This is a genomic window from Paenibacillus sp. CMM36, assembly GCF_053570945.1.
In genome coordinates this window covers 146,696-171,359 of the sequence record NZ_JBSEDY010000007.1, presented here as the reverse complement: position 1 = coordinate 171,359, position 24,664 = coordinate 146,696, and the positions used below count along the sequence as shown (strand labels likewise).

The 24,664-nt window shown below is 46.3% G+C and carries 17 protein-coding genes; 1 reads left to right on the top strand and 16 read right to left on the bottom strand.

The genetic code is table 11. The features are described from left to right. Window positions 1–26 precede the first annotated feature (26 nt). The 3 genes from ACWA2B_RS15845 to ACWA2B_RS15835 all read right to left on the bottom strand — a co-directional run bounded on the left by ACWA2B_RS15845 (window position 27) and on the right by ACWA2B_RS15835 (window position 3,320). Window positions 27–476, bottom strand: coding sequence for a DnaJ domain-containing protein (locus tag ACWA2B_RS15845; protein ID WP_449292381.1), 450 nt, complete (start codon window positions 474–476; stop codon window positions 27–29). A gap of 130 nt (window positions 477–606) precedes the next feature. Further along, window positions 607–1,032 carry a hypothetical protein gene (locus ACWA2B_RS15840; RefSeq protein WP_013311475.1) on the bottom strand — a complete coding sequence of 142 codons (426 nt, stop codon included), beginning with the start codon at window positions 1,030–1,032 and terminating at the stop codon, window positions 607–609. Between the two features lie 119 nt (window positions 1,033–1,151). Then, entirely contained in the window at window positions 1,152–3,320 is a 2,169-nt protein-coding gene (locus ACWA2B_RS15835) for a hypothetical protein (RefSeq protein WP_023989860.1), read from the bottom strand. 639 nt (window positions 3,321–3,959) lie between these two features. Between ACWA2B_RS15835 and ACWA2B_RS15830 the strand changes: the two genes are divergently transcribed. Then, complete coding sequence (locus tag ACWA2B_RS15830; RefSeq protein WP_449292380.1) at window positions 3,960–6,047, top strand: vWA domain-containing protein; 2,088 nt, start codon at window positions 3,960–3,962, stop codon at window positions 6,045–6,047. A 43-nt stretch (window positions 6,048–6,090) separates the two neighbouring features. On the opposite strand, the gene ACWA2B_RS15825 is transcribed toward ACWA2B_RS15830, so the two are convergent. The 13 genes from ACWA2B_RS15825 to ACWA2B_RS15765 all read right to left on the bottom strand — a co-directional run bounded on the left by ACWA2B_RS15825 (window position 6,091) and on the right by ACWA2B_RS15765 (window position 24,633). Continuing rightward, window positions 6,091–7,002, bottom strand: a complete 912-nt coding sequence (locus tag ACWA2B_RS15825) for a serine/threonine protein kinase (protein ID WP_029515684.1) — start codon at window positions 7,000–7,002, stop codon at window positions 6,091–6,093. 177 nt (window positions 7,003–7,179) lie between these two features. Continuing rightward, a complete protein-coding gene (locus ACWA2B_RS15820; protein WP_029515685.1) occupies window positions 7,180–8,433 on the bottom strand; it encodes an L-lactate MFS transporter in 1,254 nt (417 codons plus the stop codon). A 190-nt stretch (window positions 8,434–8,623) separates the two neighbouring features. Further along, a complete protein-coding gene (locus tag ACWA2B_RS15815) occupies window positions 8,624–9,388 on the bottom strand; it encodes a LytR/AlgR family response regulator transcription factor (RefSeq protein ID WP_029515686.1) in 765 nt (254 codons plus the stop codon). Continuing rightward, window positions 9,385–11,046 carry an ECF transporter S component gene (locus ACWA2B_RS15810; protein ID WP_449292379.1) on the bottom strand — a complete coding sequence of 554 codons (1,662 nt, stop codon included), beginning with the start codon at window positions 11,044–11,046 and terminating at the stop codon, window positions 9,385–9,387. Before ACWA2B_RS15810 ends, ACWA2B_RS15815 begins: the two co-directional genes overlap by 4 nt. Window positions 11,047–11,082: 36 nt before the next feature. Then, the gene (locus ACWA2B_RS15805; RefSeq protein ID WP_449292378.1) at window positions 11,083–11,331 is read right to left on the bottom strand and encodes a hypothetical protein; all 249 of its coding nucleotides are present in this window, start codon (window positions 11,329–11,331) and stop codon (window positions 11,083–11,085) included. Between the two features lie 189 nt (window positions 11,332–11,520). Then, window positions 11,521–13,017 (bottom strand): methyl-accepting chemotaxis protein, encoded by a 1,497-nt coding sequence (locus tag ACWA2B_RS15800; protein ID WP_029515689.1) that lies wholly within the window; start codon window positions 13,015–13,017, stop codon window positions 11,521–11,523. A gap of 284 nt (window positions 13,018–13,301) precedes the next feature. After that, window positions 13,302–13,943, bottom strand: a complete 642-nt coding sequence (locus ACWA2B_RS15795; protein WP_029515690.1) for a 50S ribosomal protein L25 — start codon at window positions 13,941–13,943, stop codon at window positions 13,302–13,304. Window positions 13,944–14,175: 232 nt separating this feature from the next. Further along, complete coding sequence (gene pulA, locus ACWA2B_RS15790) at window positions 14,176–16,710, bottom strand: type I pullulanase (protein ID WP_449292377.1); 2,535 nt, start codon at window positions 16,708–16,710, stop codon at window positions 14,176–14,178. A 255-nt stretch (window positions 16,711–16,965) separates the two neighbouring features. Continuing rightward, window positions 16,966–18,621, bottom strand: coding sequence for an amino acid ABC transporter ATP-binding/permease protein (locus ACWA2B_RS15785; protein WP_449292376.1), 1,656 nt, complete (start codon window positions 18,619–18,621; stop codon window positions 16,966–16,968). Beyond that, a complete protein-coding gene (locus ACWA2B_RS15780; RefSeq protein ID WP_208332641.1) occupies window positions 18,614–20,767 on the bottom strand; it encodes a DUF454 family protein in 2,154 nt (717 codons plus the stop codon). The genes ACWA2B_RS15785 and ACWA2B_RS15780 overlap by 8 nt, the downstream gene beginning before the upstream one ends. Window positions 20,768–20,981: 214 nt before the next feature. After that, the gene (locus ACWA2B_RS15775) at window positions 20,982–22,127 is read right to left on the bottom strand and encodes a mannitol-1-phosphate 5-dehydrogenase (RefSeq protein ID WP_165149649.1); all 1,146 of its coding nucleotides are present in this window, start codon (window positions 22,125–22,127) and stop codon (window positions 20,982–20,984) included. Beyond that, entirely contained in the window at window positions 22,124–22,558 is a 435-nt protein-coding gene (locus tag ACWA2B_RS15770) for a PTS sugar transporter subunit IIA (protein WP_165149651.1), read from the bottom strand. Before ACWA2B_RS15770 ends, ACWA2B_RS15775 begins: the two co-directional genes overlap by 4 nt. Further along, on the bottom strand, window positions 22,555–24,633 hold the full coding sequence (locus ACWA2B_RS15765; RefSeq protein ID WP_449292375.1) for a BglG family transcription antiterminator: 2,079 nt from the start codon (window positions 24,631–24,633) through the stop codon (window positions 22,555–22,557). The genes ACWA2B_RS15770 and ACWA2B_RS15765 overlap by 4 nt, the downstream gene beginning before the upstream one ends. Window positions 24,634–24,664 lie beyond the last annotated feature (31 nt).

The following is a 24,664-nucleotide window of genomic DNA, read 5'->3' as shown; positions in this document are numbered from 1 at the left end:
CTTCCCCCATTTCTATCCTGAAATCATCATTTTTTACGAATACCAAAAAATTGGTTAAACATCGCTGAGGTATCCGTCGGATCACCGGATTTTTTCGTTTTTTTCCCTGGTGAGCCTTCCTTCGTTTTCGGATGAAAACCAAAAAATTGCTCAAAATCAGTTCCTATATCAGCCGGATTGAATCCTCTGGCTGCCGTACGCGCACCGCCGGAAGATGTATCCCCTCTCCCTCTCTCTTGCTGTTTCCCGCCAGCTCCCTCGGTTTTTCGGATGAGCTCGGCATCGTATGCCTGCCGCAATGCTTCGTCACGCAATGTATTGTAAGCCTCGTGAATCAGCTTGAACTTGCGCGTTGCTTCCTCGCTTCCCTGGTTGGTATCAGGATGATACTTTTTGGCCAGTTTACGGTAAGCCTGCTTAATCTCTGCCTCCGAAGCATCCCGGCTGACACCGAGCAGCTCATAGTAGTTAGTCATTGTGTGATGTTCCCCTCTCCGAAAAAAATAAATATTAAGAGACCCGTAGGCCTCTTAATATTTATCCACCCTGCACTTGTGTGCCGGGTGAGTGTGTGTTTAAGCTGCACTTAACGTGAAGACGTTAAGCTTAAACCGGATATCCGCCGTCGATTGTAGCCAGCTCGGTTTTGTCTTTCTTTTGTTTGATGTAGAGTGTAAATGCACCTACACCTTCTGTGTCGCCGAAATGCTCGTTGTAGTCTACAACGAAAGCATTCGGGAAGTGGATTTTACGCACAACTTGATCAGCTGCGATAACTTCCAATGTTACTTTACGGTAGCTGTCTGCTTTTTCAGCAGGAACCAGAGACCACAAAGCCAGTTTCAGCGTGTCATCCGCGCTGTCACCGTCTACTGCTGTGATGATTTTGCCGCTGATGCGCAGCGTGGAGCCTACGTCAGTGGAGCGTGCATTGGAATCGTCCGGTGTATCGGTGTCATAAATAACCGTTTGGATGTTATCCAAGCCCAGCTCAATTGTTTCTTGTCCTTCTACTTTCAATCTGAATCCCATGTGTGTTGCCTCCTTGAAATTAGGTAATATGATGGCGGAAGAAGCAGAGCTTCTTCGCGATTTATGTATAAAGGCGGTTCTAGAAAGAAACGCCTCTAACATCTTTCGTAGGACTCGGATCATGATTTGACCGAGCTGGTTCCTTTAGTGATCATGACTTCCAGGTTCTTCACATTACCATTGAAGACCAGGTCGATATGGCACATATTGCTTTTCTCATCAATAATGAAGCTCATATCGTCTCCGTCCTGAATGATCGAGTTAACAGATCCTCTGCTGCTCAGCCACTTGCTCTTCTGACTGCTCGGATTGTTACTGAAGAAACGGACGATATTCTCGTGTTTGAAGTCCCCTGTCTGGTAGCGCAAAATACGTTCAATATACGTGCTGACCAGCGTCTTGTAGATGGAGTCAAAACCGTCCTCGGACATCGCCATGCTTCTCGCCTTGTAGACGGTAATCCGGCGGATATCCTTATCCTGGATCTGTGCATTCTCCGACGAAAATACAAAGCCGAAGTTTTTACGGTTGATGGCATCCTTGATCGTGTTAGTGAAACCGGTGATCTCCTTGGCCATCGTCGTTACCGTGCGCAGACTGTTGTCTCCTGCTTCGATGTCGAAGCGTACGCCAGGGAAGTTCTTATTGACCGTTTTGAACGTCTCACGCAGGTATTCAGGACACTGATAGGAAGCAACCAAGCCGGCGGCAACGTAGGCTGCACCTACATAAACGCCCTCGATCCACAGCTTGAGAATATCCTCTTTCTCCTTAGAGAGCTGTACACCATCTTCGGTCTGTAGCATTTTGCTGTCGATAATGACACCCGATTTGTCCTTCGGAATAATCGTAAAGTTCGGTACACAAGGAATTGCAAATTCGCTATATTCTCTGCGAACGAGACTGGCGCATTTATCGACATATTTATCGATGCCTGCTGTTGCCATACTGTTGAAAGTCGTTTCTTCACCGGATTCAAAATTAAAGAACATTTGAATTTTGTAATCTTTCACGACTTGCAGCAACATCGAGAGCGATTCCATAGAATTTCCGCCCTGCTTAACGACCTTCTCGTTGCCCTTGAAGCGTTCACGTGAAACCTTTACCTTACCGGCTGCTTCCAGCTCGACGGATGGAACGATACCGAACCAGATCGTGTCGCTGAATTCATTCTTAGCATTCACAGTGTTCAGGTACGTTTCCAGGCGCGGAATATTGCTACTTTTTACCAGCATGTCCAGCTTGTTGTTCGCCACCAGCATTGTCGGCAGCATGCCTTTGCTCTTCGTTGCATATTGATCGAAGAACATTTTGACACCGAGAATTTTTTCCACAAGCGGCTTAACCGCCTTTACGAAATCGTCCTTGGCATTTTTATAGAACTCCAGATACGTGTTGTAGTTCTGAACCTCAACTGCTGTATCCACCTTGGTCTGAACAGCTGGCAGTGGCACAAACGTGCGAACTACCAAATCCTTCACATAATCAGAAGGCGTATCTGTGATAGAGTTATAATCTTCTTCGAATACTTGAGAGAGATCGCCAGTGCTGTTCTCATCCAACAACATCAGCTCAGTGCTGTCGCTCTTCGGCGCTTCAATAATTTTCAGTTCGCCGCTTTCCCCAATGGAGAGCATGCCCACCTGGATCAGTTCACCGGAGTTTTCCTCTTGCGCGCCACCGAGCAGAAGGCGGGTTTTGATGTCCTCAATTGCCAGTGGAAGCATAGCCATAACGTTGTTGTAGTTTTGACTCGCTTCCTCGAACATGCCATTCAGCTTGTCCCCCATGTCGAGTTTCTTCGGGTCACCATCATCCAGCTTGTCGTATTCACCGTACATATAGTGAATTTCTTTGCGGACTTGGCGAATATCATCCATGACCTTTTTCGGTGAAATCATATCCAGCAGATTTTCAAATTTGAAATCTACATTAGTGATTCCTTGACTCCGCTTGGTATCGATGAGCGTAAACAACATTTTCAGAAAGTCATTACTTTGATTTACACGAATTTCAGAAATGCTATCCTCATCAATTCCTTCTGGCTTTTTAAGGGTGTAGACGACTTTTTGATTGGCCGCGTTAAAAAACGAATACACGGTCGGCGAAAACTTATCCAAAAATTCGTCAAAGCTGCGCACCAGAAGGTGCTGATTAATTTCCTTGATCTTCTCATCGCTCAAGCTGTCAATACCCTTCACATCACCTACTATGGTGATCAGGTCCAGCTTTTCCGGGTTAATCTCTTCAAAAAGCATTGTCCGGTTGGTTTGATAAATGATTTCCATCGCTGTCGGCAAATGAATAAAGTATGAGTTATAGGTCCATTGCTCCATATACGGACACGGGATGTCCAATTTGAAACGGACGAATACTCATTTTTAGTTCTTTTGCCTCCTCCCCCCTACTTAACATTTAAATTCGTCAAAGGATTGAGCTTATACCACATTTACGGTACAGGCATGTAACCTCGAAAATCGGTCCGAAGCGTTATTCGGCTTTTAACGACAAAGGATGCAAATGAGATGTGTTTCTAGAATTACAAAGTCAGATAACACAGAAATTTTAAATTTATGATTTCGTATTCCTAACTTCAATCCCAATTTTTGCCGTTGATACGAGAGCTATCATACAAAGCACCCTTCAGTTTTGTCAATTTCTGTAGTCTCAGATTGAAACAGGGCATTTTGACTCATTTTATGCGTGAATACGTAATTTTCATGATATGTTAGACCTGTTTCTTCAGGGAAATATTCACAAATGGAACTCAATTACCGATAGAAGTCCATTGGATATTTCTGATAAGCGTAAAAGAATCAAATTCATGGCTAATGTGAGGTTTATCAGCTGTTTTGATCCTTTATCCCTTATATCCCAAGGATTAGGAGAGTTGATCCCCCATGTTGGCCTCGGCGATGGAGGAGCTTATGTTCAGAATAAGGAAACTAGGAATTACCGTTTTCATGACTTTTGTACTATTTTTACAAATGGGCTTAAATGGGGGCATTTGCACTGTAAATCAGGCTAATGCAGCATCTTTAGGTGCTGTCCCGATCGAGGGTTATGATGCCGTTTTTGTATTGGATACCAGTTATTCCATGAGGGATACCGATCCTGAGGGCATTGCCGCCGAAGTCATCAATATGTTTATGGATTTGAGTGATGCAGACCGCACACGCGTCGGATTCGTTGCCTACAATCACCACGTGGTCGCCTCGAAACCATTGACTTCGATTGCCGTAGCAGCACAAAAATCCCAGATCCAGCAGGAAATCAGAACACTTAACCGTTCCGGTTATACGGATTTGGGACTTGGGTTGCGCAAAGGCTCAGAGCTTCTAGCGGCAGGAGCATCCCAAGGGCGTCAGCCTTTTATGATTCTATTGTCCGATGGAGAGACTGATTTTGGTGCCTCCTCTGGTTCCCGATCCAAAGGTGACTCCAATAACGATGTATCCTCTGTCATCAAATCTGCACAGACCAAAGGATATCCGGTGTACACGATTGGTCTGAACCATGATGGCACAGTGAACCGACAAGAACTCGAACGGATCGCTTCTCAAACGGGTGGAGCTTCTTTTATTACGAGTAGTGCCGAGGATCTGCCGGAAATTCTGAACCGTATTTTCGCCAGTCAAATTCGCTCCAAGCTCGTTCCAATTGCTGCAATTACGACCACTGGCGAGATGCAGGAATTAACTGTAACTCTACCTGATTCCAGTATGGAGGAAGCTAATCTGGTGCTTTTGTCGGAGCATCCCCTTCTGGAAACACAGCTATATTCCAATTCAGAAAATGTCCGCAGGTACAAGTCGAGCCGATATGCGATTTTAAAAATCGAGCATCCACAGGCAGGCAAAGTGAAGTTGAAACTACGGGGCATACGCGGGGATTTGGTGAAAATCAATTTACTTGGCAGCTACCGACTGGAAGCCGAAGCAACCATAGGAGGAAAGCAAGCATCGGCAACTCATGGCGACAAGCCTGTGCAGTTGCTGAAAGGTCAAGCCACACCGTTTCAAGCTCAGCTCCTGTTACCCGACAGTCAAAAGCTTACGGATGAAGCCGTATATACGTCTCTCCAAGCCCATATTATTGTTACTCCAAAGGGGGGCACAGCCAAAAAGGTGCCTATGACCTATAAGTCAGGAGCCTTCCATACCGAATATGCGTTCCCTCAAACCGGGGATTATACATGGCAGCTATCTCTGGATAGTCCGCAATGGTACCGTAAGGGAACTGTACATAAAGTTCACGCGGCCAATGCAGCGCCACAGGTCTTAAAAGACCTGACGATTCACCTGGTGAAAGAAGACGGTGATTCCCGTCGAAGTGTATCGGATTTTATTGTTGACCCGAATCATGACAAGCTGAACTATAAGTTGGATTCAGAAGCCTCTGGGGATGCGATCCATGCTGAGATTAACGGTAATGATCTGCTGCTATCCGAGCTCCGCACAGGTGACTCTCAGCTAAAGATTACTGCCACCGATCCGGAAGGAGCATCCAGCAGCGCTACACTAACCGTTACCGTACAATCTCGGTATACAGCCATTAAATGGACAGTAGCCATCAGTATCGTGGTAGCCGCTCTTCTGTATTGGTTCTTGCGGCCGAAGCCGCAGTTTGCCGGAAGAATCGAAGGATATTTTCTCGCTACAGCAAGTGGGCAGGAGATTCCGGTAAAATCCTGGCCGCTCACCTCCTTTCCGGGTCGTAAGGTCAGCTTGCAGGAGTTGTTCCGTACGCTTGACGTTCACGAACCGTTGCCAGAAGCGGAACGGATCCTATTTTCCGCAGGTAAAAAAGGGAGCCTGATCGTGAAACATGATACACGCTGTGCCTTACAGCATGGAAAGATCAGATTAGCTCGCAACAAAAAAGCGGTCATGGAGTACAGTGACAAACTGTACATTACATTCGAGGATGGTGTCACTGAAATCGAGCTGCGATACAAAGCGATTAAACCAAATACTTCAGTGTACACCGACCATATCCAAGCTCCGACAGGATAATGTCGGTCACAACGTAAAAAAAGAGAAGCGCCGTCTCTTACGATTAACGAACCGTAAGAGTAGGGCGCTTCCCTTTTTTTATCCAATATTCCGCACGTAGTGCGGCTTTAAACCATCGAAGTGAGCGGCAGCGCTTGTTAGCCTGTACCTCCAGACCACGCCGAATGACATACGGCAGCAGAGAAAGTCCCGCATTTTCAATCTGAATCCGCTCAGCATGATCTGCAAATAATCGGCCTGGCACATCTGGCGGAGGTGTTCCTTTTCGGCAATAATACAGCGTAGCGGCCAAACTATAGATATCCGACACAGGTCCCTGCTGCGAACGATTAGAGTAAAATTCCAGCGGAGAATAGCCCGCCGTGGTGAAAATCGGATGCTCTTTGCCTTCAAAATGCACAGCCGAACCAAAATCAATCAGCTTGACGTTGCCATTTTCCCCAATCATAATGTTGCCCGGCTTAATATCCCGATGAATAATTCCTTTGTCATGAATGTACTCCATGGCATCAATTAAAGGTAGCAGCGTATGGTACAAAAAAGTGGGGTCATACGTTGGCGCAGCCTCTTCTTTCATCATTCGATCCAGTGTCTTGCCTGCACAGTATTCCATGACCAGATAGGCAGTTCCATTTTCCTCAAAGTGATCTATATAACCGACAATTCCCGGGTGACTTAACTCCTTCAACATTTGCCCTTCACGCAAAAAATAATGCATAAACTCCACGTATTTGGATTGCATAGAAGCACCGCAAGTGACCGTTTTTCGATCCATCCCCCGCAAAGCCAGTGCATTCGGAAAAAATTCCTTCACAATGACCTTTTCTCGGTTATCCAACAGCCTTGCCGTATACACGATGGCCAGCTCACTGCGGGACAAGGCGCTTCGAATTTGATATGTATTTCGCAGCTTCGTATTGCGGGCAAGCAGATTCCCGCTTGTATCCACGATCATGACTCGTCCTCCTGTCAGGTTCTTAGCTTATGTCTTTTGTATATATCGGCTTATTACACATCTTTTTATTATACCGTAAAATAGATTATTGGAAAAACAAATAACCTGCCATAATCTCCCACAGAGAAATGATGACAGGTCTTTTGGCATTCATCTGGTCCTTTTTTCTCAAATCCTTTAACCCAGTTTTGTTCCGGGCTTCATGCTACGCACACTGTTCGTATTTTTCTTCCGTTCACTGCGCAGTTTGCCTTTACCTTGTTCCGGAGTGCGAATGGTGAGGGCAATTAGGAACGATACGACACACAGCACCGCAATCGTGGTAAAGGTCGGGATGAATCCGCCGAGCAAGGCTGCGATAAATGATCCCGCCAGCGCACCGAGGCCAAAGCCTTGATACACAATACCATAGTTTTTGCTTTGATTTTTCAGACCGAAGAAATCAGCTACGATGGCAGGAAAGACTGTAATGTTGCCGCCGAAGCAAAAAGCAATTCCTGCTACACAGGCAAAGAACAAACCATAATTCAGCGGTAATAGACTCAGCACTGTAACTGCAACCGCCGTTGTTAATAGAGCACCCGCTACTACTTTCAGACGACCTACTTTATCCGATAGCGCACCTAAAATGATCCGACCTGCCGTATTGAAAATAGCGACCATAGCGACCGCATTCGCGGCTGTTGCTACATCTAGGCCGGCCATCCGTACGCCGATATCTTTGACGACTCCAATCAGGTATAGACCACTCATACAAGCGGTAAAGAACATGACGAACAGCAGGTATGCCTGCTTGGTGCGCAGCATTTCTTTAACGGTGTAGTCCCGCTGTACAACCCCATTTTGTACCGAAGGCTTGTTCACGACTACAGCTTCTTTTACCAGGAAAGAACCACCCACAATCATGATCAGCACGATCATTCCCCAATATAAGAACGCTTGCGATACACCAACGGACTGAATCAACGAACCATTAATATACTTGAATATAAGACTGCCTGTTCCATATGCCCCAACCGAAATACCGGAAATAAGTCCTTTTTTCTCAGGAAACCATTTAATCAGATTAGAAAGTGATGTAATATATGCCGTTCCATCCGCAAAACCTACGACAATACCCGCCAAAATATATAGCAGGGATAACGAAGTTACCTGTGAACTGAGCATGAGCCCTGCTCCTAACACGACACCTGCACACAAAATCAAACGACGTAGTCCCCATTTATCCTGTAGTTTGCCTGCGAATAAGGTAGCAAACGCCAGTGCAAAACTGGTAATTGAAAATGTAATGGCAACCGAACTGAGGTTCCAGCCAAAGCGGTCCACCAACGGTTGATTAAATAAACTCCATGTGTAAATGGTTCCTAATCCCATCTGGACAATGATTGTTCCAAGTACGACAAGCCAACGATTTCCGCTGTTTGTTTTCATTTCAATCTCCTCTTTTCATTCCGGCTCTACAGCGTCAATTTGTGATTATGATAACCGGGAATCCAGTATACTTTGCGCCTGAGGAGGAGCAAGTCTGTAAGGATTCTCTCTACACGGGTTATTATAACCCTGCATGTCAGCCAGAAATCGTTTGAGGAATGAAATGCACATATAGCGGAATGAAATGCCTTTAAAGTCGCATAATTTGCCGAAATTCCTTGGCCTTGCTACGGCTTACTGGAATTTCAGCCTCTAGTCCACGCAAACGCAGGAGATACGTATGATTAAACCAAGGTACAATTTCACGGATCTGCGACAGATTAACTGTGTACGATCGGTGACAGCGGAAAAAGTCCTGCTGCGGCAACCGGCTATGAAATTCTGAAATGCTCATCGGCATCGTATATTCTTCGTGCCTAGTAAAGACACGGGTCACCTTTTCCTGCGCACACGCATAGTAAATATCGTTCGCATCCGTTACGATGATTTTGTCATTTTTCAGCAGATTAATACGACCTGGCGCAGCAACGGTGCTGGCTTCAGCAGCTCGGGGTTGCGCCGTCTGGACAGGCTCCTGTATTGGAACGTTCTGCTGCTCATAAGCATTTTCCAGCTTACGCAGCATAGATGCGATCCGTTTTTCATCATAGGGTTTGAGGATGTAGTCGAACGCCTCCAGTTCAAAAGCCTGCGCCGCATGTTCTTTATAGGCGGTCGTAAAAATAATATAGGGCTTTTTGGCAAATTTGCTAATGTTCTGTGCCAGCAGCATCCCGTCCAATGAAGGAATATTAATGTCCAGAAAGATCGCATCCGTCTCCTGATCTTGCAGAAACCGAAACACATCTAGCCCATCCTCGAAACTATCGGTCACCTCAATGTTGCTATGAGTCTGAATAAGATACTCCAGCTCTTCACGCGCCGGAAGTTCATCTTCTACAATTATGGCCTTCATGACTTCTCCTTTGGTATGTCAAAATAAACTTCGGTGCCCGGCTCATGCTTGAGAATAATAACTCCTTCGCCGTACATAAGCTTGAGTCGTCTGTGCACATTGTACAAGCCGATCTGTTTAGCCGGAACCCGATCATGATACAGGTTATCCACAACATCATCGCGTATACCCACCCCGGTATCTGCCACAGAAATACGCACCTTTTCTCCACGATCCTTTACAGAAATGGTTACTGTACCTGCCCCCTTTTTCTTGAGGATTCCATGATTAATCGCATTCTCAACCAGGGGCTGGATAATAAGGCTTGGAATACGCACAGACACCTCATCCATTACATACTCTACCCGAAGCCGGTTGCCGAAGCGTGCTTTTTCAATTTCTACGTAATCAGACACCTGCTGAAGCTCCTTATGAATTTCAATCAAATCATCATTCAGCTCCAAATTATAGCGCAGATAACCCGATAAATTAATGATCAGCTCTCGTGCCTTATCCGGCTTGGTGCGTGTCGTCGAGGCAATGGCGTTCAGCGCGTTGAACAGAAAATGAGGATTGATCTTAGTCTGGAGTGCCTTTAACTCGGCCTTATTCGCCGCTTCCTTAATTTGCTCCACACGCGATACTTCCATTAACGTGGAAATGATTTGAGACAAGCCAATCGCCATCGTCTGCAACGGATACGTGATTTTATAAGCTTTGCGATAATAAATCTTCAACGTTCCGGTTACTTCTCCGCGCTCCTCTAACGGGATAATGAGCAGGGACTGGATTTGGGGTGTTTTATCGTCTGCAATATGATTGCGGATCGTGATTTTACCGCTGCGGATCGTCGATTTAGTCACATCGCTAATGATCTCATCTCCGATGTGATAACGCTCTTCGCCAAAACCGACATAGGCCAGCACATCTCTGGTATCCGTAATCGCCACCGCGTCTGCCTTGATGTCTTCTTTTATGATCGAGCAAATCGTATGCAAGGATTCGGCATTAATGGAGCGAAAATAAGGTAACGTCTTATTGGCAATATCCAGTGCCAGCTTGGCCTGTCTGGCCGCGATATTCTCCTTTTCCCCCTCCACACTCTGGATCAACAGAACGATTAAACCGATACTGACTTCTCCGATAATCATCGGTAGACCAATCTTGGAAACGATGTCCACTCCAAGGCTATGGGGTTGTGCCATCACCATAATGAGCAGCATCGTCAACGCTTCGCAGACCATACCTGCGGCGATACCGACCAGCCATCTCTTGGAACGATTGACCCGGCGGCCGATGTATCCTGACACCACACCTGCCAGAATACTCGTAATCAGACACGGAATCGAGGTCACTCCCCCGATATCAATCAGATAACGATGGATACCCGATATAATACCTGTAACGATCCCAACCCAGGGTCCAAACAAAATACCGCCTGCCATAATTGCTATGATTCGAACGTTAACAAGCGAACCTTCAACTTCAATCCCGGTGTAGGTGCCGAACAGTGCAAACATGCAAAAAATCAATGTTAGTATGGCCAGCTCTGCCGGAGAATGACTGTTCTTTTGCAAGGTTTCCTTAAATCGGGGGATACGTGTAATAAAAAATAAACAAATCAGTAACAACGCTGCGCGCTCAAATAGCTGCATCAGCATTTCCAACAAGGCGTTCACCTGCGTTCCTCCCAAATAAAAACGAATATGCTTATGTTATCGTGTACGTCGTTCATACACACCATACCCAAGTATCATCAAGCCACATACGAATAAAATAATAACAAATATATTGTCAATAAAACTCGGCATATCAGGTTCTGACATAGAAATGCCCGAACTATTCAATTTAACAGGTACGGAATTCGCAGCCCATTGAATGACCGCTATAAAGCGCTCCATCGTATATATCACTCCGCTACCCAATAGGCTCAACACGCCGAATAACAAATATTTAAGCTCCATAAGAATTTATCCCCCCTTAGTTACAAAGCATTTAAACTGCCACAAATTATACCATCAACTTCCATCTAATTATAGCTTCTAGAAATCGCCTCTTCTTCATTTCCCTTCTTCAAACGCAGAAAAAAACCGGAGAGTACCGCTTGATAGCGATACTCCCCGGCTCTCTAGTCCGATGAAGAAGCTTGTCGGTTATTTGCTTTTGCTGATTTCGGTAGGACTGTTGTACTCCTTCTGATCATGTACCAGTTCTTTTAATTGGATAATCAACGCCTCTAGCTCACTAAACCCGGTCACCATATTGGAGGTTATATTTCGTTGTTCCTCTACTCCAGCCAAAATTTGTTCTGATGCTGCACTCGCCTGTTCCGTTACACTTGAAAATTCCGTCATCTCTTGAACAACCTGAGATGAATACTGCTGCATGCTATTCGTACTGTTTTCCACATCCACGGCCTGCATCAGCACTTTATTGGCGTTTTGCAGGATGTCTTCCAGTACAATTTCGGTCGAATGTGCCGATTCCATACTTTGCTGTAGCCTGTGCTGTCCCATGTCAAATTGGCTTACGACAGAATCCATCTGAGTTCTCAGTTGAGTCAAAATAGCTTCCATCGCCACCGAGGTGTTCCCTACCATTTCAGCCAAATTACGCACTTCGCCAGCTACGATGGCAAATCCTTTTCCATGCTCTCCCGCTCTGGCGGCCTCAATGGATGCATTCAAGGACAGCAAATTAGTTTGTTTCGAGATTTGAGTAATATCTTTAAGCATGGCAGACATGTTATCACTTTGTACTCTAAACTCGTCCAGTTCTTCTTTGGTACGACTCATGACTTGACCCAAATCCTTAATTTGAGACGTCAATGCAAGCAGTTGACTGCTCCCTCTGTCCCCGGCATTTTTCGTATCTTCGGAAAGCTGCTTCAGTTCTCGGGAATGATCAGCTACCTCTCGCACGTGCTGGTCAGATTGAGCCAAGTTATCCGTAACCTCGGTGATATTCGAAGCTTGCATTTCTACCCCTTTGGCAACCTCCTGAAATCCGATAGCGACTTCATTTGTCACGCTGCCCGTCGCATCTACTTGATTCCTGAATCGTTCTGTAAAGCTATGCAATCCAGCCACTGCTTGTCTAACTTGCTCAAACAGAAATTCAATTCGTTGCCTTGTAGCATCGATATCTTTATTTTGCTCTTCACTTTTCTTAAACTGCTTTTGATTTAACACCGATACCACTAACAGTAGCAAACCAATGAGTAAAACAATAATAAACTCATGCACATAGCGCAAAGAACCGGTAGCCGGGGGAATTGGGGGCGTACCGATTGTTATTTGCACAAATATATTACAGAGATTTAAGGTCATAGCTACCAGAAAATACCGGTAAGACGGATACAGCAAAAACAAAGAGCAAATTAATATGGTGGTCCCTACCTCGACGTTAGATAAGTTCAAAAATATACACATTAATACGCTAAAAAACGTAGTAATCCACGGAATAAGGCGGATTCCTTTCTTTTTCACATTCAGGATCGTTAAAACTGCCGCGACTACAAATCCTACACCATTAGATACCCACATCGAGGGATTAGATAATGCCGGGACGATGCCGCTCAAGGCCATAATCCAAAAAATAATGATCACCAATTTGTTTCTTTGCCACAACAATTCACTCGTTCTGTCCATGATTGTGTACGCGCTCCTTAGAATATATATTAGGTATTTATAAAATAAAAATGTAAATACCATACTTTATATATCGTCATATCAGAACACGTAGTGAATGAAAATCATGCAAACACTCCACATTCCCTTTAATCGTCAAATTACAACAGGACAACTCTTAAAGGGAAAGAGTATGTAATTGTAAATAAATGAATGCAAAGAATCGCCCCCCTGACAGGGAGCGATTTTGAATTCATTTTTGATGATCTTTGCAATTGGAAAAGGTTCATGTACCACTGATAATATTAGGATTCCTTGTTTTCAGAAGCCTCTTCAGCGCCTTCGGTTGCCGCTGCATCACCTTCCACAGCAGCATTTTCTACTTCAACTGCACGTGGAACGATAATAGAAGCAAGCAGTTCTTCTTCAGGGACGTGCAGTGTTACTCCTTTAGGGAGTTTCAAGTCGCTAGCGCTCAGCTTGTCGCCAACATCCAGCGCGGATACATCCACCTCAATGGTAGATGGCAAATCAGCCGGAAGACCTTCGACCTCAACTTCCGTTTCCTGAACTTGCAGAATACCGCCTGTTTTTGTACCTGCAGGTGTACCCTGATAATCAATAGAAACACGCACGCGAAGCGGTTTGTTTTTGGAGATTTTCAGAAAGTCGGCATGCAACCATTGGTTATCACGCTGTTGATAATCTTTAATAATAACTGGAATGGTTTCTCCACCCTCTACTGTGAGGTTAAACACCTCTGAACGTCCGGTTTTGACTACTTTATTAAATTCCTTGGCATCGACATGTACAGGGGTTCCTTCAAGCTCAGAGCCGTAAACCACAGCTGGAATCCGTCCTTTTAACCTCAATCCACGAATGGCCGAACCCTTCTTCTCTGTTCTCGGCTGGGCGGTCAGTTGAATACTTCCTCCATTAGAACTCATGATATACAACCTCCTTCAGGTTACCTTACAAATGATTTTCCTCCAAGAATCTTGCCTGTTTACCAGTCGTACTACAGGATGTAAGCCAGCTAGCTGGCAAAACTAAACAAGTCCATAATTCTATTTTACCCCTTTTTTCTGAAACTGACACACGTTTGCATAAAAAAATAGCATTTCTCGAAATGATCGAAAAATGCTATTTTTGTGTATATACGCAACCAAGCACGCAAGTCTAACCGGCCCGATTATCATTTACCAGTAACAAATATTCTTCTCTGCCACTATGAATCAGTACCTGCATCACAGACTGGTTCTGGTCTATATCAATATATCGATCTGCCTCAACATCCTTGGCATCCCAGTGATTAAGCCGGACAATGTAGCCAATTCGCTGTATATCAGGAGCCACCTGAATACGCGCTATTGCACGACCGTCATCCAAATCCCGAAATTCGACATGTCCGTCGCGATGCCCAGTTCCCCATACCCATACGTTCCAGCCAGTGTATTGCCGATCCGTACGCTCGTAGATCAGTTCAATCGTACGAAATGGAGCGACTTCATTATCGTTTCCAAGCTGCACATCTGTCAAAGCCATGGCTGTACCTGCAATTTCTTGATCTGTTCCCTCATCCGAGTCTTCCAATTCGTTCTCCGCCTGACGATTAGCCTGATCTTGTTCAGTCAAAAAGGAGACTCGTGCAGGTTCTTCCTGATCATATAACACCATCATTGACCAGCGCGATACAGTTACACGATGGCCTACGACTTCATACCGTGTCTCATTACCAGCCCCGTGTGCGTCCACGACCACATGCCAACGATCCGATTCCGCAGGCAATACTATCGTCTGCTCCGTATCCGAGCCGTTATAAATCACCACAATATGATTCCAGGCATCGCCGTTAGCATGGTGCCTCAAAGCAAAGGCCACCACATGCCCACTGCTTTGCAGCACTTCCATGTGCTGCTCCACCAGCTCACGTTGGTCCATTCGGAATGCTGGGTGGCTGCGTCGCAAAGCAATTAAGCCTTGGTAGTAATCAAACACGGGGCGAAACCTCGCCTTGTTATCCCAATGAATGGCATTGACCACATCTGAGCTCCGGTAACTATTGTGGTCTCCATATTTGGAGCGCAACAGTTCATCCCCTGCATGAATAAAAGGAATACCTTGAGATGTGAGTACCATGCCGTTGGCCAACAGGGACTTGCGCACGGTTTCGTCCTCTAGCAGGTTATTTTCATCCAGTTCCCCATACGGATCTGCTTCGGCAACAGCATGTTCAGGTGTCCTCCCATCCTGTGGCTTCCCCTGCTCCCATTGTGGAAAACGACAGTGCTCCCGCAAATGTCTTACCGTCAAAATTTTATCCCACAGATTGAGATTATCGTGGGCAGTTACATAATTGACGGTCTCCGATGGCTGAGCTGTGAAATCATGAATAGCCCCAAAAGCACCTTTGAGCACCTGCTCCTCCTGATGTTCTGCCCCCGTGGCAAACCCGCTTCCAGTACCGTCGCTATCCCCCTTAATAGCAGAACGGTAGTTGTCGTTAAAAACAGCAAAGCCTTTGTCCCGTTGTGTTCCTTTTAGCGTAAGCAAGGGTTGTGGAGATTCTCCTCCCGTCCAAGGCTCACCATAGATCAGCAGATCTGGACGCACTTCAGAGCGAAGTTCTTGCGTAAGCTGCACCACGGTTGGTGTATCAATCAGACCCATCAGATCAAATCGAAAGCCGTCTATATGATATTCCTCTGCCCAATAGCGTAGTGAATCCTTGATATACTTGCGCACCATCGGACGTTCGGTTGCCACCTCATTGCCTACACCTGATCCATTGGTGAGCTGCCCTTGTTCATCCGTGCGGTAATAATATCCAGGTACAACAGGCTCAAATGGCCCCTGTTCCACCGAATACGTATGGTTGTATACAACGTCCATAATGACACCGATGCCGGCAGAATGCAAAGACTGTACCAGCAGTTTCAGCTCTCGTATACGTGCCTCCGGATCAGCCGGATTGGAAGAATAAGACCCCTCCGGCACATTATAATGCTGGGGATCATAGCCCCAGTTATATTCAGTATCTAATTCCGCAAAGTCATTCACCGTATGAAAATCAGCTACTGGAAGCAAATGAACATGTGTAATGCCCAGTTCCAGCAGATGATCCAGCCCGATACTGTTCCCCTCAGGATCCTTCAATCCCGTATACGTAAAGGCCTCAAACCGTCCCTGAGCAGCAGATAAGTCTTTTTTCCCTGTATTAAAATGGGTATCCATCGAAAAATCACGCACATGAACCTCATAGAGAATGGCATCCGTCGGCCGCTTAAGGGTAGGCCCCGCATCCAATTCCCATCCATCCGGGTTGGTTTGAGCCAAATCAATGATCGCTGTACGTTGCCCGTTGGCTGATACCGCTGTGGCATATGGATCGGCAGCATAATGAACAGTGTTGTCCGCCCACTCCAGCCTGTACATGTAATAATATTTGTTCCAGTCACCTTCCAGCTCTATAGACCATACCCCTTGATCATCACGGATCATGAGAAATTCCTGACCCCCGCCGTGCTCCTGAACGTTCCCCTCCTGATCGTACGCCCCCGCATCGCTATACAACGCTATATGGACCTGCTTCGCAGTCGGGGCCCATACCTTGAACTTGGTGCCCGCAGGCGTATAAGTAAGACCCAAATCATAGCCTTCATATATGGGATATTTTGTGTGCTCAAGCTCCTTAAGCTGATTGAAATCTGACATTTCTGTTCACCACCCATTTCTGTACATCGGCTTACAGCCTCTGTTCATCCATCATTTATGATGTTTATGACTTGTCAATATACCTTAGGATTTTATAAAATCTTTACCTAATAGGCTATCAAAATAAGACAAGCTTGAAAAGCTGGATGATTTAAACAAGGATGACGCTTCCATTTCAACACACACTCCATTTTATGACAATACCATGAACAGGCTACAACTTTTGCCCTTAGGATATAACAATAGTTAGAAAAGTCAGGACAGTCTTCGATTATCCATTTGAAAAATATCATCAGCAATCCGCATGGTAGAACTTCGGTGCGAAACAAGGACAATCGTTTTATCTTGCTGCTGTTCCTTTAACGATTTTAAAATAATCGCCTCGTTCAGGCTGTCCAAATTGCTGGTAGGCTCGTCGAGCAGTAAGAGAGGCGTATCATGGACAAAGGCTCTGGCCAGCCCCAAGCGTTGACGTTCTCCACCAGACAGCCTGTCCCCCAATTCTCCAACTCGGCTGTCATACCCCTGAGGCAAGGTCATAATAAAATCGTGCACGGATGCCTTACGTGCTGCTTCCACCACCTGCTCATGTGTAGCATCAGGCTTTCCGATTTTGATATTAGCTGCAATGGAATCATCAAACAGGAACGTATGCTGGTCGACATAGCTCTGTAAGCCTCTCAAATGTCGGGTTCCAATTTCCTTCAAATCGTGTCCGGATAGCAAAATTTCACCTTGCTGCGGGTCCCTAAATCGCATCAGCAACTTCAGCAGTGTAGACTTGCCAGAGCCGCTTTTACCCTGAATGCCTAAAATCCGCTTATGCGGTATCATGAGACTTACATCATTCAGCACCGTTTGACCATCGTATGAAAAAGTCACCTTGTCTACTCGTGCCCCAGTAAAGGCGACACTCATCCCGTCGATATTTTCCTCTACCTCCGGAGTTTCCTCCAATAGACTCAACACTCGTTCCCCGCTCGCCAGCGTTTGAAGCAAATTGTTGGACAGATTGCTCAGTGCGATGACCGGACCAAATGAACTAAACAGGGCAATGACAGAAATCAGCATACCTGTAAAGTCAACCTGACCATTAGACATACCGTACAATCCAGCCAGCAGCATCAAGAATGAGAATCCAACTACAGCCGCATCTGTGATGGCTCTTGTGATGCCTTCATGATGCTTTAAGTCCTTCTGCTTGGCATCCAACTGATCCGTACGACGGTTAATCTCATTTAATCGTTGTTCCCCTTGCCCATATTGCACAATTTCCTTCATCCCACGTAAGCTGTCCAAAAAATAACTGCTCAGCTGGCCGAAGCTGCTCCGGTATTCCATCCCTTGGCGCTTGCCCATACGTGTCGTAAGTAGGGGAATAAACAAACCGACGGTTATGTAAGCAAGCGCAGCAAGCCAGCCTAGCAGAGGCTCATAAGAACCGATAAAAAACACCATGAGCAGTGAGGTGATGATGCCAATCATAACAGGAGCTATCGTATGCGCATAAAATACTTCCAGCAACTCAATATCACTTGTAATGAGTGAGATCAGATTTCCCTTGTCCTTGCCTTCCAATTTGGCTGGAGCGAGTCTTCGCAGGGCTTGAAGCATCTTGTCACGTAGTACAGCCAGCAGCTTGAAAGCGAGATAGTGACCACTCATTTGCTCGCCATAACGGAATACCCCGCGCAGTACGGCGCAAACCACGATCGTTGTCAGCAAAAACGATAGGGTGTAGCCTGTCGTGATGCCCGTTGCTGTAAGCAGAGCCAGGGCTCCAAACACTATAATGCCAATAGCACAAACAAAACCAAGCACTCCTGTAACAATCGTGATGAGCAGCACAGGTAAAAGAGGTCCCGCCAGTACCAATAATTGGCCCATGATCCGTAATCCGTGTCTACGCATATACAGCCCCTCCTTTTCCAAACTGCTCTACCCGGTGTTGACTGAGATACATCTCCGCATAATGCCCCTGCTGGCTCAACAGCTCATGGTGCGTCCCGGATTCTGCCACCAAACCGTTTTGCAGCACATAGATACAGTCGGATTGGACTACGTTTTCCAGTCTGTGAGAGATAAGAATCACTGTTTTTTGACCTGCCAGCGCATGTATAACCTCCATAATGCCTTCCTCACTTTCACTGTCAATGTTAGAGGTGGCCTCGTCAAAAATGTAGACACGACTATCATGTAGCAATGCTCTGGCTAGTGCTAGCCTCTGGCGCTGTCCTCCTGACAGATTGGCTCCCTGCTCTTCCAGTTCTGCTTCCAGACCTCCTTCTGAGAGGATAAAATCATACAGCTTCACTTGTCGCAAAGCTTCCAGCATGTGTTGCTCATCCGCGTGCTCATTGCCCATTTTTAAATTTGCTTCCACGGTGCCTTTAAAAATATAGCTGTTAAAACCGATCCAGGTCATATGACGCATGCGGCTTTCTTCCGAAATATCGGTAAGCTCGGTTCCTCCAATCGTCAGGCTTCCTCGATACCCCTCGTGATGCCCAACAATCAATCCGGCTACCGTACTTTTACCAGAGCCTGATTCCCCAACAATGGATACAAAGCTGCCCTGGGGAATATCCATGGATACATTTCGTAAGGTATCTCTTTCGTCGTAGGCGAAACTCACCTGTTCCAGACGAATATCTGTGGTTTCTATGCTTTTTTGTCCTTGGATAAGGTCCTCTGTGCTCAACATTTGGAATATTTTGTCACTTGCAGCCATTCCGTTCATGGCGATATGAAAGTAAGAACCCAGAAGACGCAGAGGAATAAAAAATTCTGCCGACAGCAAAACAATGATGATTGCTCCTGCCAAGCCAATTCGTCCAGAAGAATATTCGCTTACCGCGACCAGTACACCCGCAGCGGCACCACCAAATGCGATAAGATCCATAATGGCCACGGAGTTAAGCTGCATAGTCAGCACTTTCATCGTCATTTTGCGAAAATCTTCAGCTGCTGTGTTCATTTCCTGATGTTTATCCTGGTCTGTTCCGTACATTTTGAGCGTAGTCAGACCTTGCACATTCTCCAAAAAGCTGTGGCCCAAATTGACGTAACTACCCCAATATTTCCGAAAAAGCTTTTTAGCCATCCTCATAATGACAATGATCGACACTGGAATTAAGGGAACGCAGATCAATAGTATAATGGCTGCTTTGAAGCTGACAAAAGAGAGGGTAATGAATAACGTTACGGGGGCAAGCAGACTGTAAAATAGCTGAGGCATATATCTACCGAAATAGGTTTCAAGCTGCTCTACCCCTTCTACAGCAACCTGAATAACCCCCGAGGTGGAGGTATGATCTGTATATGCGGGCCCTATCTTCAGCAACTTGCTGTAAATTTGCGAGCGCAGCGTTTTTTTAGCATTTACCGAAGCACGATAGGATAACATACTGGCTGCATAATTGCTCAGGCAGCGAACTGCAATAGCAGCAATAACAATGACCGTCATAGATAGAATCAGCTTGCGAGTCACTTGTCCTTCCCATGCCTGCTGCATAACAAAGGCCATAGACAACACAGCGGCTATACTCCCCAAAAGACCGATCCACTGCACAAGCACACCCCATACGATATATTTTCGAGAATGTTCCACTAGACCGAGCAGACGGCTGTCGACCATTTTAGACTTTTTTTTTGGAGTAGGTGCAGGTGAAGATGATGGTGTTATTTTTGCTGCAGCGTTTCTCACTGTTCCGATTCGGAATATAAAGTAATAATATTTAAAAAGGATGACCAAGACGATGAGCGTTTTGCCCCACACATTAGGGGTGAAAATAAAGCCTATAATCAGCATCGTTGACGCTAAGCCCAATGTCGTGATTTTCGTAGACAGCTTCAACGACCTTGTTTGAACAAAACTCTCTAGATGCTTTTGGTACAGAGAGGTATTCGAAAACCACTGGTGAATCCTTTCGGACCCCCGCATAAAGAAAAAGGTCGCGAGCAGCAGAAACGGTGTAGTCGGTAGCAACGGTAGCACTACACCAATAACTCCAAGCGCTAAAAATAAAAACCCTAAGGTAATATAGATCGGTTTCACTATAATCCTCCCTAATAGTTATAATAGTAATGGTTTCATTTTATAGATAATGATAATCATTATCAATATAAACAATTTAAGCAGGTTGTTATGTGATGTAAATCACGCATATAAAAATCCTCTTGAAGCACATCTCTACAGAACACGCTAGTGTTGATGTGGATGCTTTGTCTTCAAGAGGATTATCGAAATTTAATGTTAGTAATCCGTTGTTTTATGAATTTATAATATCATATTGCTCCAATATCTGCCGATGTAACGGGTGGTCTGCGGTTATGGAAGTATAACGCGTCAGCGCCACACCCAGCCCTTCGTTGCGGATCACCTGCTGAAGCTCGACTGCCTCGGGGTCTTCCGTAATATCAAATTTACAGGCAGCAGCCATTCCTAACGCCAGATGATCCGTCGGAATGCCATACTCCTGCGCTTGGAGCGCGGGACGTACAAGACGGTCATTGGGAGACAGCTTGCGTAATGGTGAACGTCCGACCCGAGTAACATCGTCTATTAGATTAGGGTTGCGGAAGCGATCCAAAATTTTAGAGATGTACTTCCTATGCTCCTCTTGATCCAAACCGAAGCGCTTCACAAGCACCGCTCCCGTTTCCTCCAGTGACCCTTGTATCGAATCCACCACCTTGCTATCCTTCATGGCCTCCTGAATGGTAGCATAACCTGCGGTATAACCAAGATAAGCTGCCACGCAATGTCCCGTATTTACCGTGAACAGCTTTCGTTCAATGTAAGGCTCTAGATCCTGCACGTACAGGATACCTTCGATTTCTTCATGCTCAGATGCCATTTGCGAACGATCCACCACCCACTCATAAAAAGGCTCTACCTGCACATGTAACGGGTCCTCGTGTTGCTGGATCGGCACAATCCGGTCTACGGCAGCATTTGGAAAATACACCGAAGCCTCAGCCTTGGCACGGGTCGCCTCATCCAATAGCGCAAAAACATGCTCTTTCAGTTGCGCACTGCCTCCGATTGCATTTTCACAGGCAATCACATGCAGCGGCCTCGCTCCTCGCTCTACCCGCCGCTTGATGCCCTCCGCAATGCCTGCTGCAATGTGCTTGAGGATGCTGACACCTACTGCGGTCGTTACCAGATCAGCGTGGTCTACCGCATCGGCTACAGCCGCTGCATCCTTGCCGTCAATCGCCGTCACATTCATGACCAGCTCCGTATCCTTTGTATCATTGGCTAACTCTACGGTGTATTGTTTACGACGGCGTAACTCGGATACAAGGGTGTCATTGACATCTGAAAAGACAACCTCATAGCCTGCACGCGACAGAATCAATCCGATAAAGCCGCGACCGATATTTCCTGCTCCAAAGTGGACGGCTCTCATAGCTCCAGCTCACTTTCGAACAGATCTATAATTTCCTGTGGGGTCACCGCGTTGCGAAGTTTCTCCATGTTTTCTTCCTCTGCACACACCACAGCAATACTCGTCAAAATCTCCATATGATCGCCGCCTTGTGCTGCAATGCCGATTACCATGTATGCTTTTTCTTCCCCAAAATCTACGCCTTGCGGAAACTGAACGATGGAGATGCCTGTGGATTGAATAAGCGTCTTGGATTCCTTGGTGCCATGTGGAATAGCCAGCCCGTTCCCGATATAGGTGGACACGATCTCCTCGCGTTCCAGCATCTTGTCAATGTACTCACTTGAAATATGTCCTGCATCCAGCAGGATTTGTCCAGCCATACGAATCGCCTCATATTTGTCTTTGGCGGTTGCATTCATTTTTACTTTGTCTATCGTCATAATACTCACGGTAGGTTCCTCCCTGTCCCTAATTTACTGTGGAAAAATCCAGCTAGCTCACTCGATATATAATTGACAATATGATCCCTGCTACCGTGTTCCAGTAGCGTAACCATGTCTTCCTGCAAGAGTAATGCACTAATCTCGCTCAATACCTCCAAGCTTTCTCTCGGCAGCTCACGAGGTCCCAACATGAGCAGCACGCATTCTACCTGTTCGCCTGTATCCGCCAACAGCGGCTCTGCCAGCTTATACAAGGTAAGCGAAGGTTTGCGAATATAGTGGCTACGCGTATGAACTAAAGCAATGGAGGTATCAGAGATCACCTGACTACCTTGGCGCTCTCTTTCCATGAGTTGTGCAGCAACCGCAGAAGGCTCTGTAACATTCCCCCGCCCCGCCTCCAACATGCATATAGCCTCTACGGTCGCCGCCATATCCATGCCCTGATTTTCCAGCGGGTACACTTGAAATTGCTGTACAATGTGTACAATTTCATCGAGACTTTTCCGCAGACCGGTAAGCCACTCCATGTCCTGACCGGGCTGAACGACGTGTTCCTGCTGATGGTCATCAGGATGATTGAGTGTAATATGCTGGATAAATTGACGCAGGCGATCACTCTCCTCCTGCGTCAGCAGCGGGCTGATCTTAAGATAGCGATCTGGTTCAAGCGGTAGCTCTACTGTCGAAATGATCAGATCATAATCCTCCTTGGGGATCCGCGCCGCCTCGTACCATGAGGCCCTATCCACAATTTTGATCTGTGGCAGCTCTTTGGCGAGCCTTGTTGCCAGAAGTCTGGATGAACCAATGCCGCTCGTGCAGACTACGATGGCCCGCACCTCCCGCCGCAATTGTCGCAGCCGCTCCAGCGAAGCGCCGAAATGCATGACGAGAAATCCGATCTCTTCATCAGGGACTTTCATTTCTGTCATGTCCGCCGCAGCCTTTTTCACTGAGTCGAATAAGCTGCTGTAATCCTTGCGGATTTGCTGAAGGAGGGGATTACGAATCGACTTGCCTTCCTTCAAACGTTTGAATACCGGAGCCATATGGGCAATCAGTCCTTCACGCAGAACACGGTCCTCTTCCAATGGCGTGCCTGTTTCTTCCTCCACACGACGAATCAACTCATGAACCGACTCCAGCAGTACAAGATCATCGAGCGGCAGCAGCCGGGTAGAATGATCCTCGGCATCACGGAACAGCAGCCTGAAATAAGATCGTTCCGGGTCCGGAAAGTTAATATCCAGCGCCGCTGACAATTCTGCGCATATGCGTTCTACCATAGCTGTACGCAGCATGATATTCTCATCCGAATCTGTTTTTAAATAGGAGAGAAGAGGATCCATAACATACCCGAGTCGTAGACGTGCCAGCGAAACGCAAATCTGAATCAGCAACTCCATATATTTGCTTTCCACCATGTTTTCCAGCCACTTTTCATGGGGCTGCCAGAGGGCCTTTTCCACGATCAGCAAGTTCCCTCTGCCAATCATCTCCAGCAATTTGTCGGAGACACGAGTCACAGAACGAACCTCTCCCTGGCTGGAAAACAGATCAGATTCATCCAAATGTTCGAGGGCCAGCTCGGAAATCGCCCGTCTTTTGTCTATCTCCCGTCCGGTAATCTCGACACCATATCCCCGTCTGCGGACAAGCACGAGCCCTCGATCTCCGATCCAGTCTTGTAATTCGTCCAGATCATGACTGACCGTAGTTACCGTGACTTTCAGATCTGAAGCCAGCGCCAGCAGCTTGATCGGCTCCCGTGTATCCAGCAGCATGCAGAGAACCACGATCTTTCTCTCCTCAGCCGAATATTCGTCTGGATTCGTATACAGCAATTGCTTTCGCAGGCATACAAGCTGAGCTGGGTCTGCATCTATACAGATACCAATCCCTGACTTTTTCTCCAGCTTCACCTCATGAGTTGCCAGCCAATGCTCGACTGCGCCCAGTTCCCGATGAACCGTCCTTGTGCTGACATTGATCTTCGTGGCAATTTCCCCGGCAGTAACCTCTTTGGACTGCTCCAGAAGATATTCCACGATGTCACGTTGTCGTTTCGTAATATTCATAAGCGCATACCGTTCCTTCCCAAGCTCATCC

What these genes read in the sequence shown, in the direction of transcription:
- ACWA2B_RS15840 (WP_013311475.1), bottom strand. Translation starts at nt 1,032, where the DNA reads ATGGGATTCAGATTGAAAGTAGAAGGACAAGAAACAATTGAGCTGGGC.
- ACWA2B_RS15785 (WP_449292376.1), bottom strand. Translation starts at nt 18,621, where the DNA reads ATGCGTAGACACGGATTACGGATCATGGGCCAATTATTGGTACTGGCG.
- ACWA2B_RS15830 (WP_449292380.1), top strand. Translation starts at nt 3,960, where the DNA reads ATGTTCAGAATAAGGAAACTAGGAATTACCGTTTTCATGACTTTTGTA.
- ACWA2B_RS15795 (WP_029515690.1), bottom strand. Translation starts at nt 13,943, where the DNA reads ATGAGTTCTAATGGAGGAAGTATTCAACTGACCGCCCAGCCGAGAACA.
- ACWA2B_RS15815 (WP_029515686.1), bottom strand. Translation starts at nt 9,388, where the DNA reads ATGAAGGCCATAATTGTAGAAGATGAACTTCCGGCGCGTGAAGAGCTG.
- ACWA2B_RS15775 (WP_165149649.1), bottom strand. Translation starts at nt 22,127, where the DNA reads ATGAGAGCCGTCCACTTTGGAGCAGGAAATATCGGTCGCGGCTTTATC.
- ACWA2B_RS15765 (WP_449292375.1), bottom strand. Translation starts at nt 24,633, where the DNA reads ATGAATATTACGAAACGACAACGTGACATCGTGGAATATCTTCTGGAG.
- ACWA2B_RS15805 (WP_449292378.1), bottom strand. Translation starts at nt 11,331, where the DNA reads ATGGAGCTTAAATATTTGTTATTCGGCGTGTTGAGCCTATTGGGTAGC.
- ACWA2B_RS15820 (WP_029515685.1), bottom strand. Translation starts at nt 8,433, where the DNA reads ATGAAAACAAACAGCGGAAATCGTTGGCTTGTCGTACTTGGAACAATC.
- ACWA2B_RS15800 (WP_029515689.1), bottom strand. Translation starts at nt 13,017, where the DNA reads ATGGACAGAACGAGTGAATTGTTGTGGCAAAGAAACAAATTGGTGATC.
- pulA (WP_449292377.1), bottom strand. Translation starts at nt 16,710, where the DNA reads ATGTCAGATTTCAATCAGCTTAAGGAGCTTGAGCACACAAAATATCCC.
- ACWA2B_RS15845 (WP_449292381.1), bottom strand. Translation starts at nt 476, where the DNA reads ATGACTAACTACTATGAGCTGCTCGGTGTCAGCCGGGATGCTTCGGAG.
- ACWA2B_RS15835 (WP_023989860.1), bottom strand. Translation starts at nt 3,320, where the DNA reads ATGGAAATCATTTATCAAACCAACCGGACAATGCTTTTTGAAGAGATT.
- ACWA2B_RS15825 (WP_029515684.1), bottom strand. Translation starts at nt 7,002, where the DNA reads ATGATCGTGGATACAAGCGGGAATCTGCTTGCCCGCAATACGAAGCTG.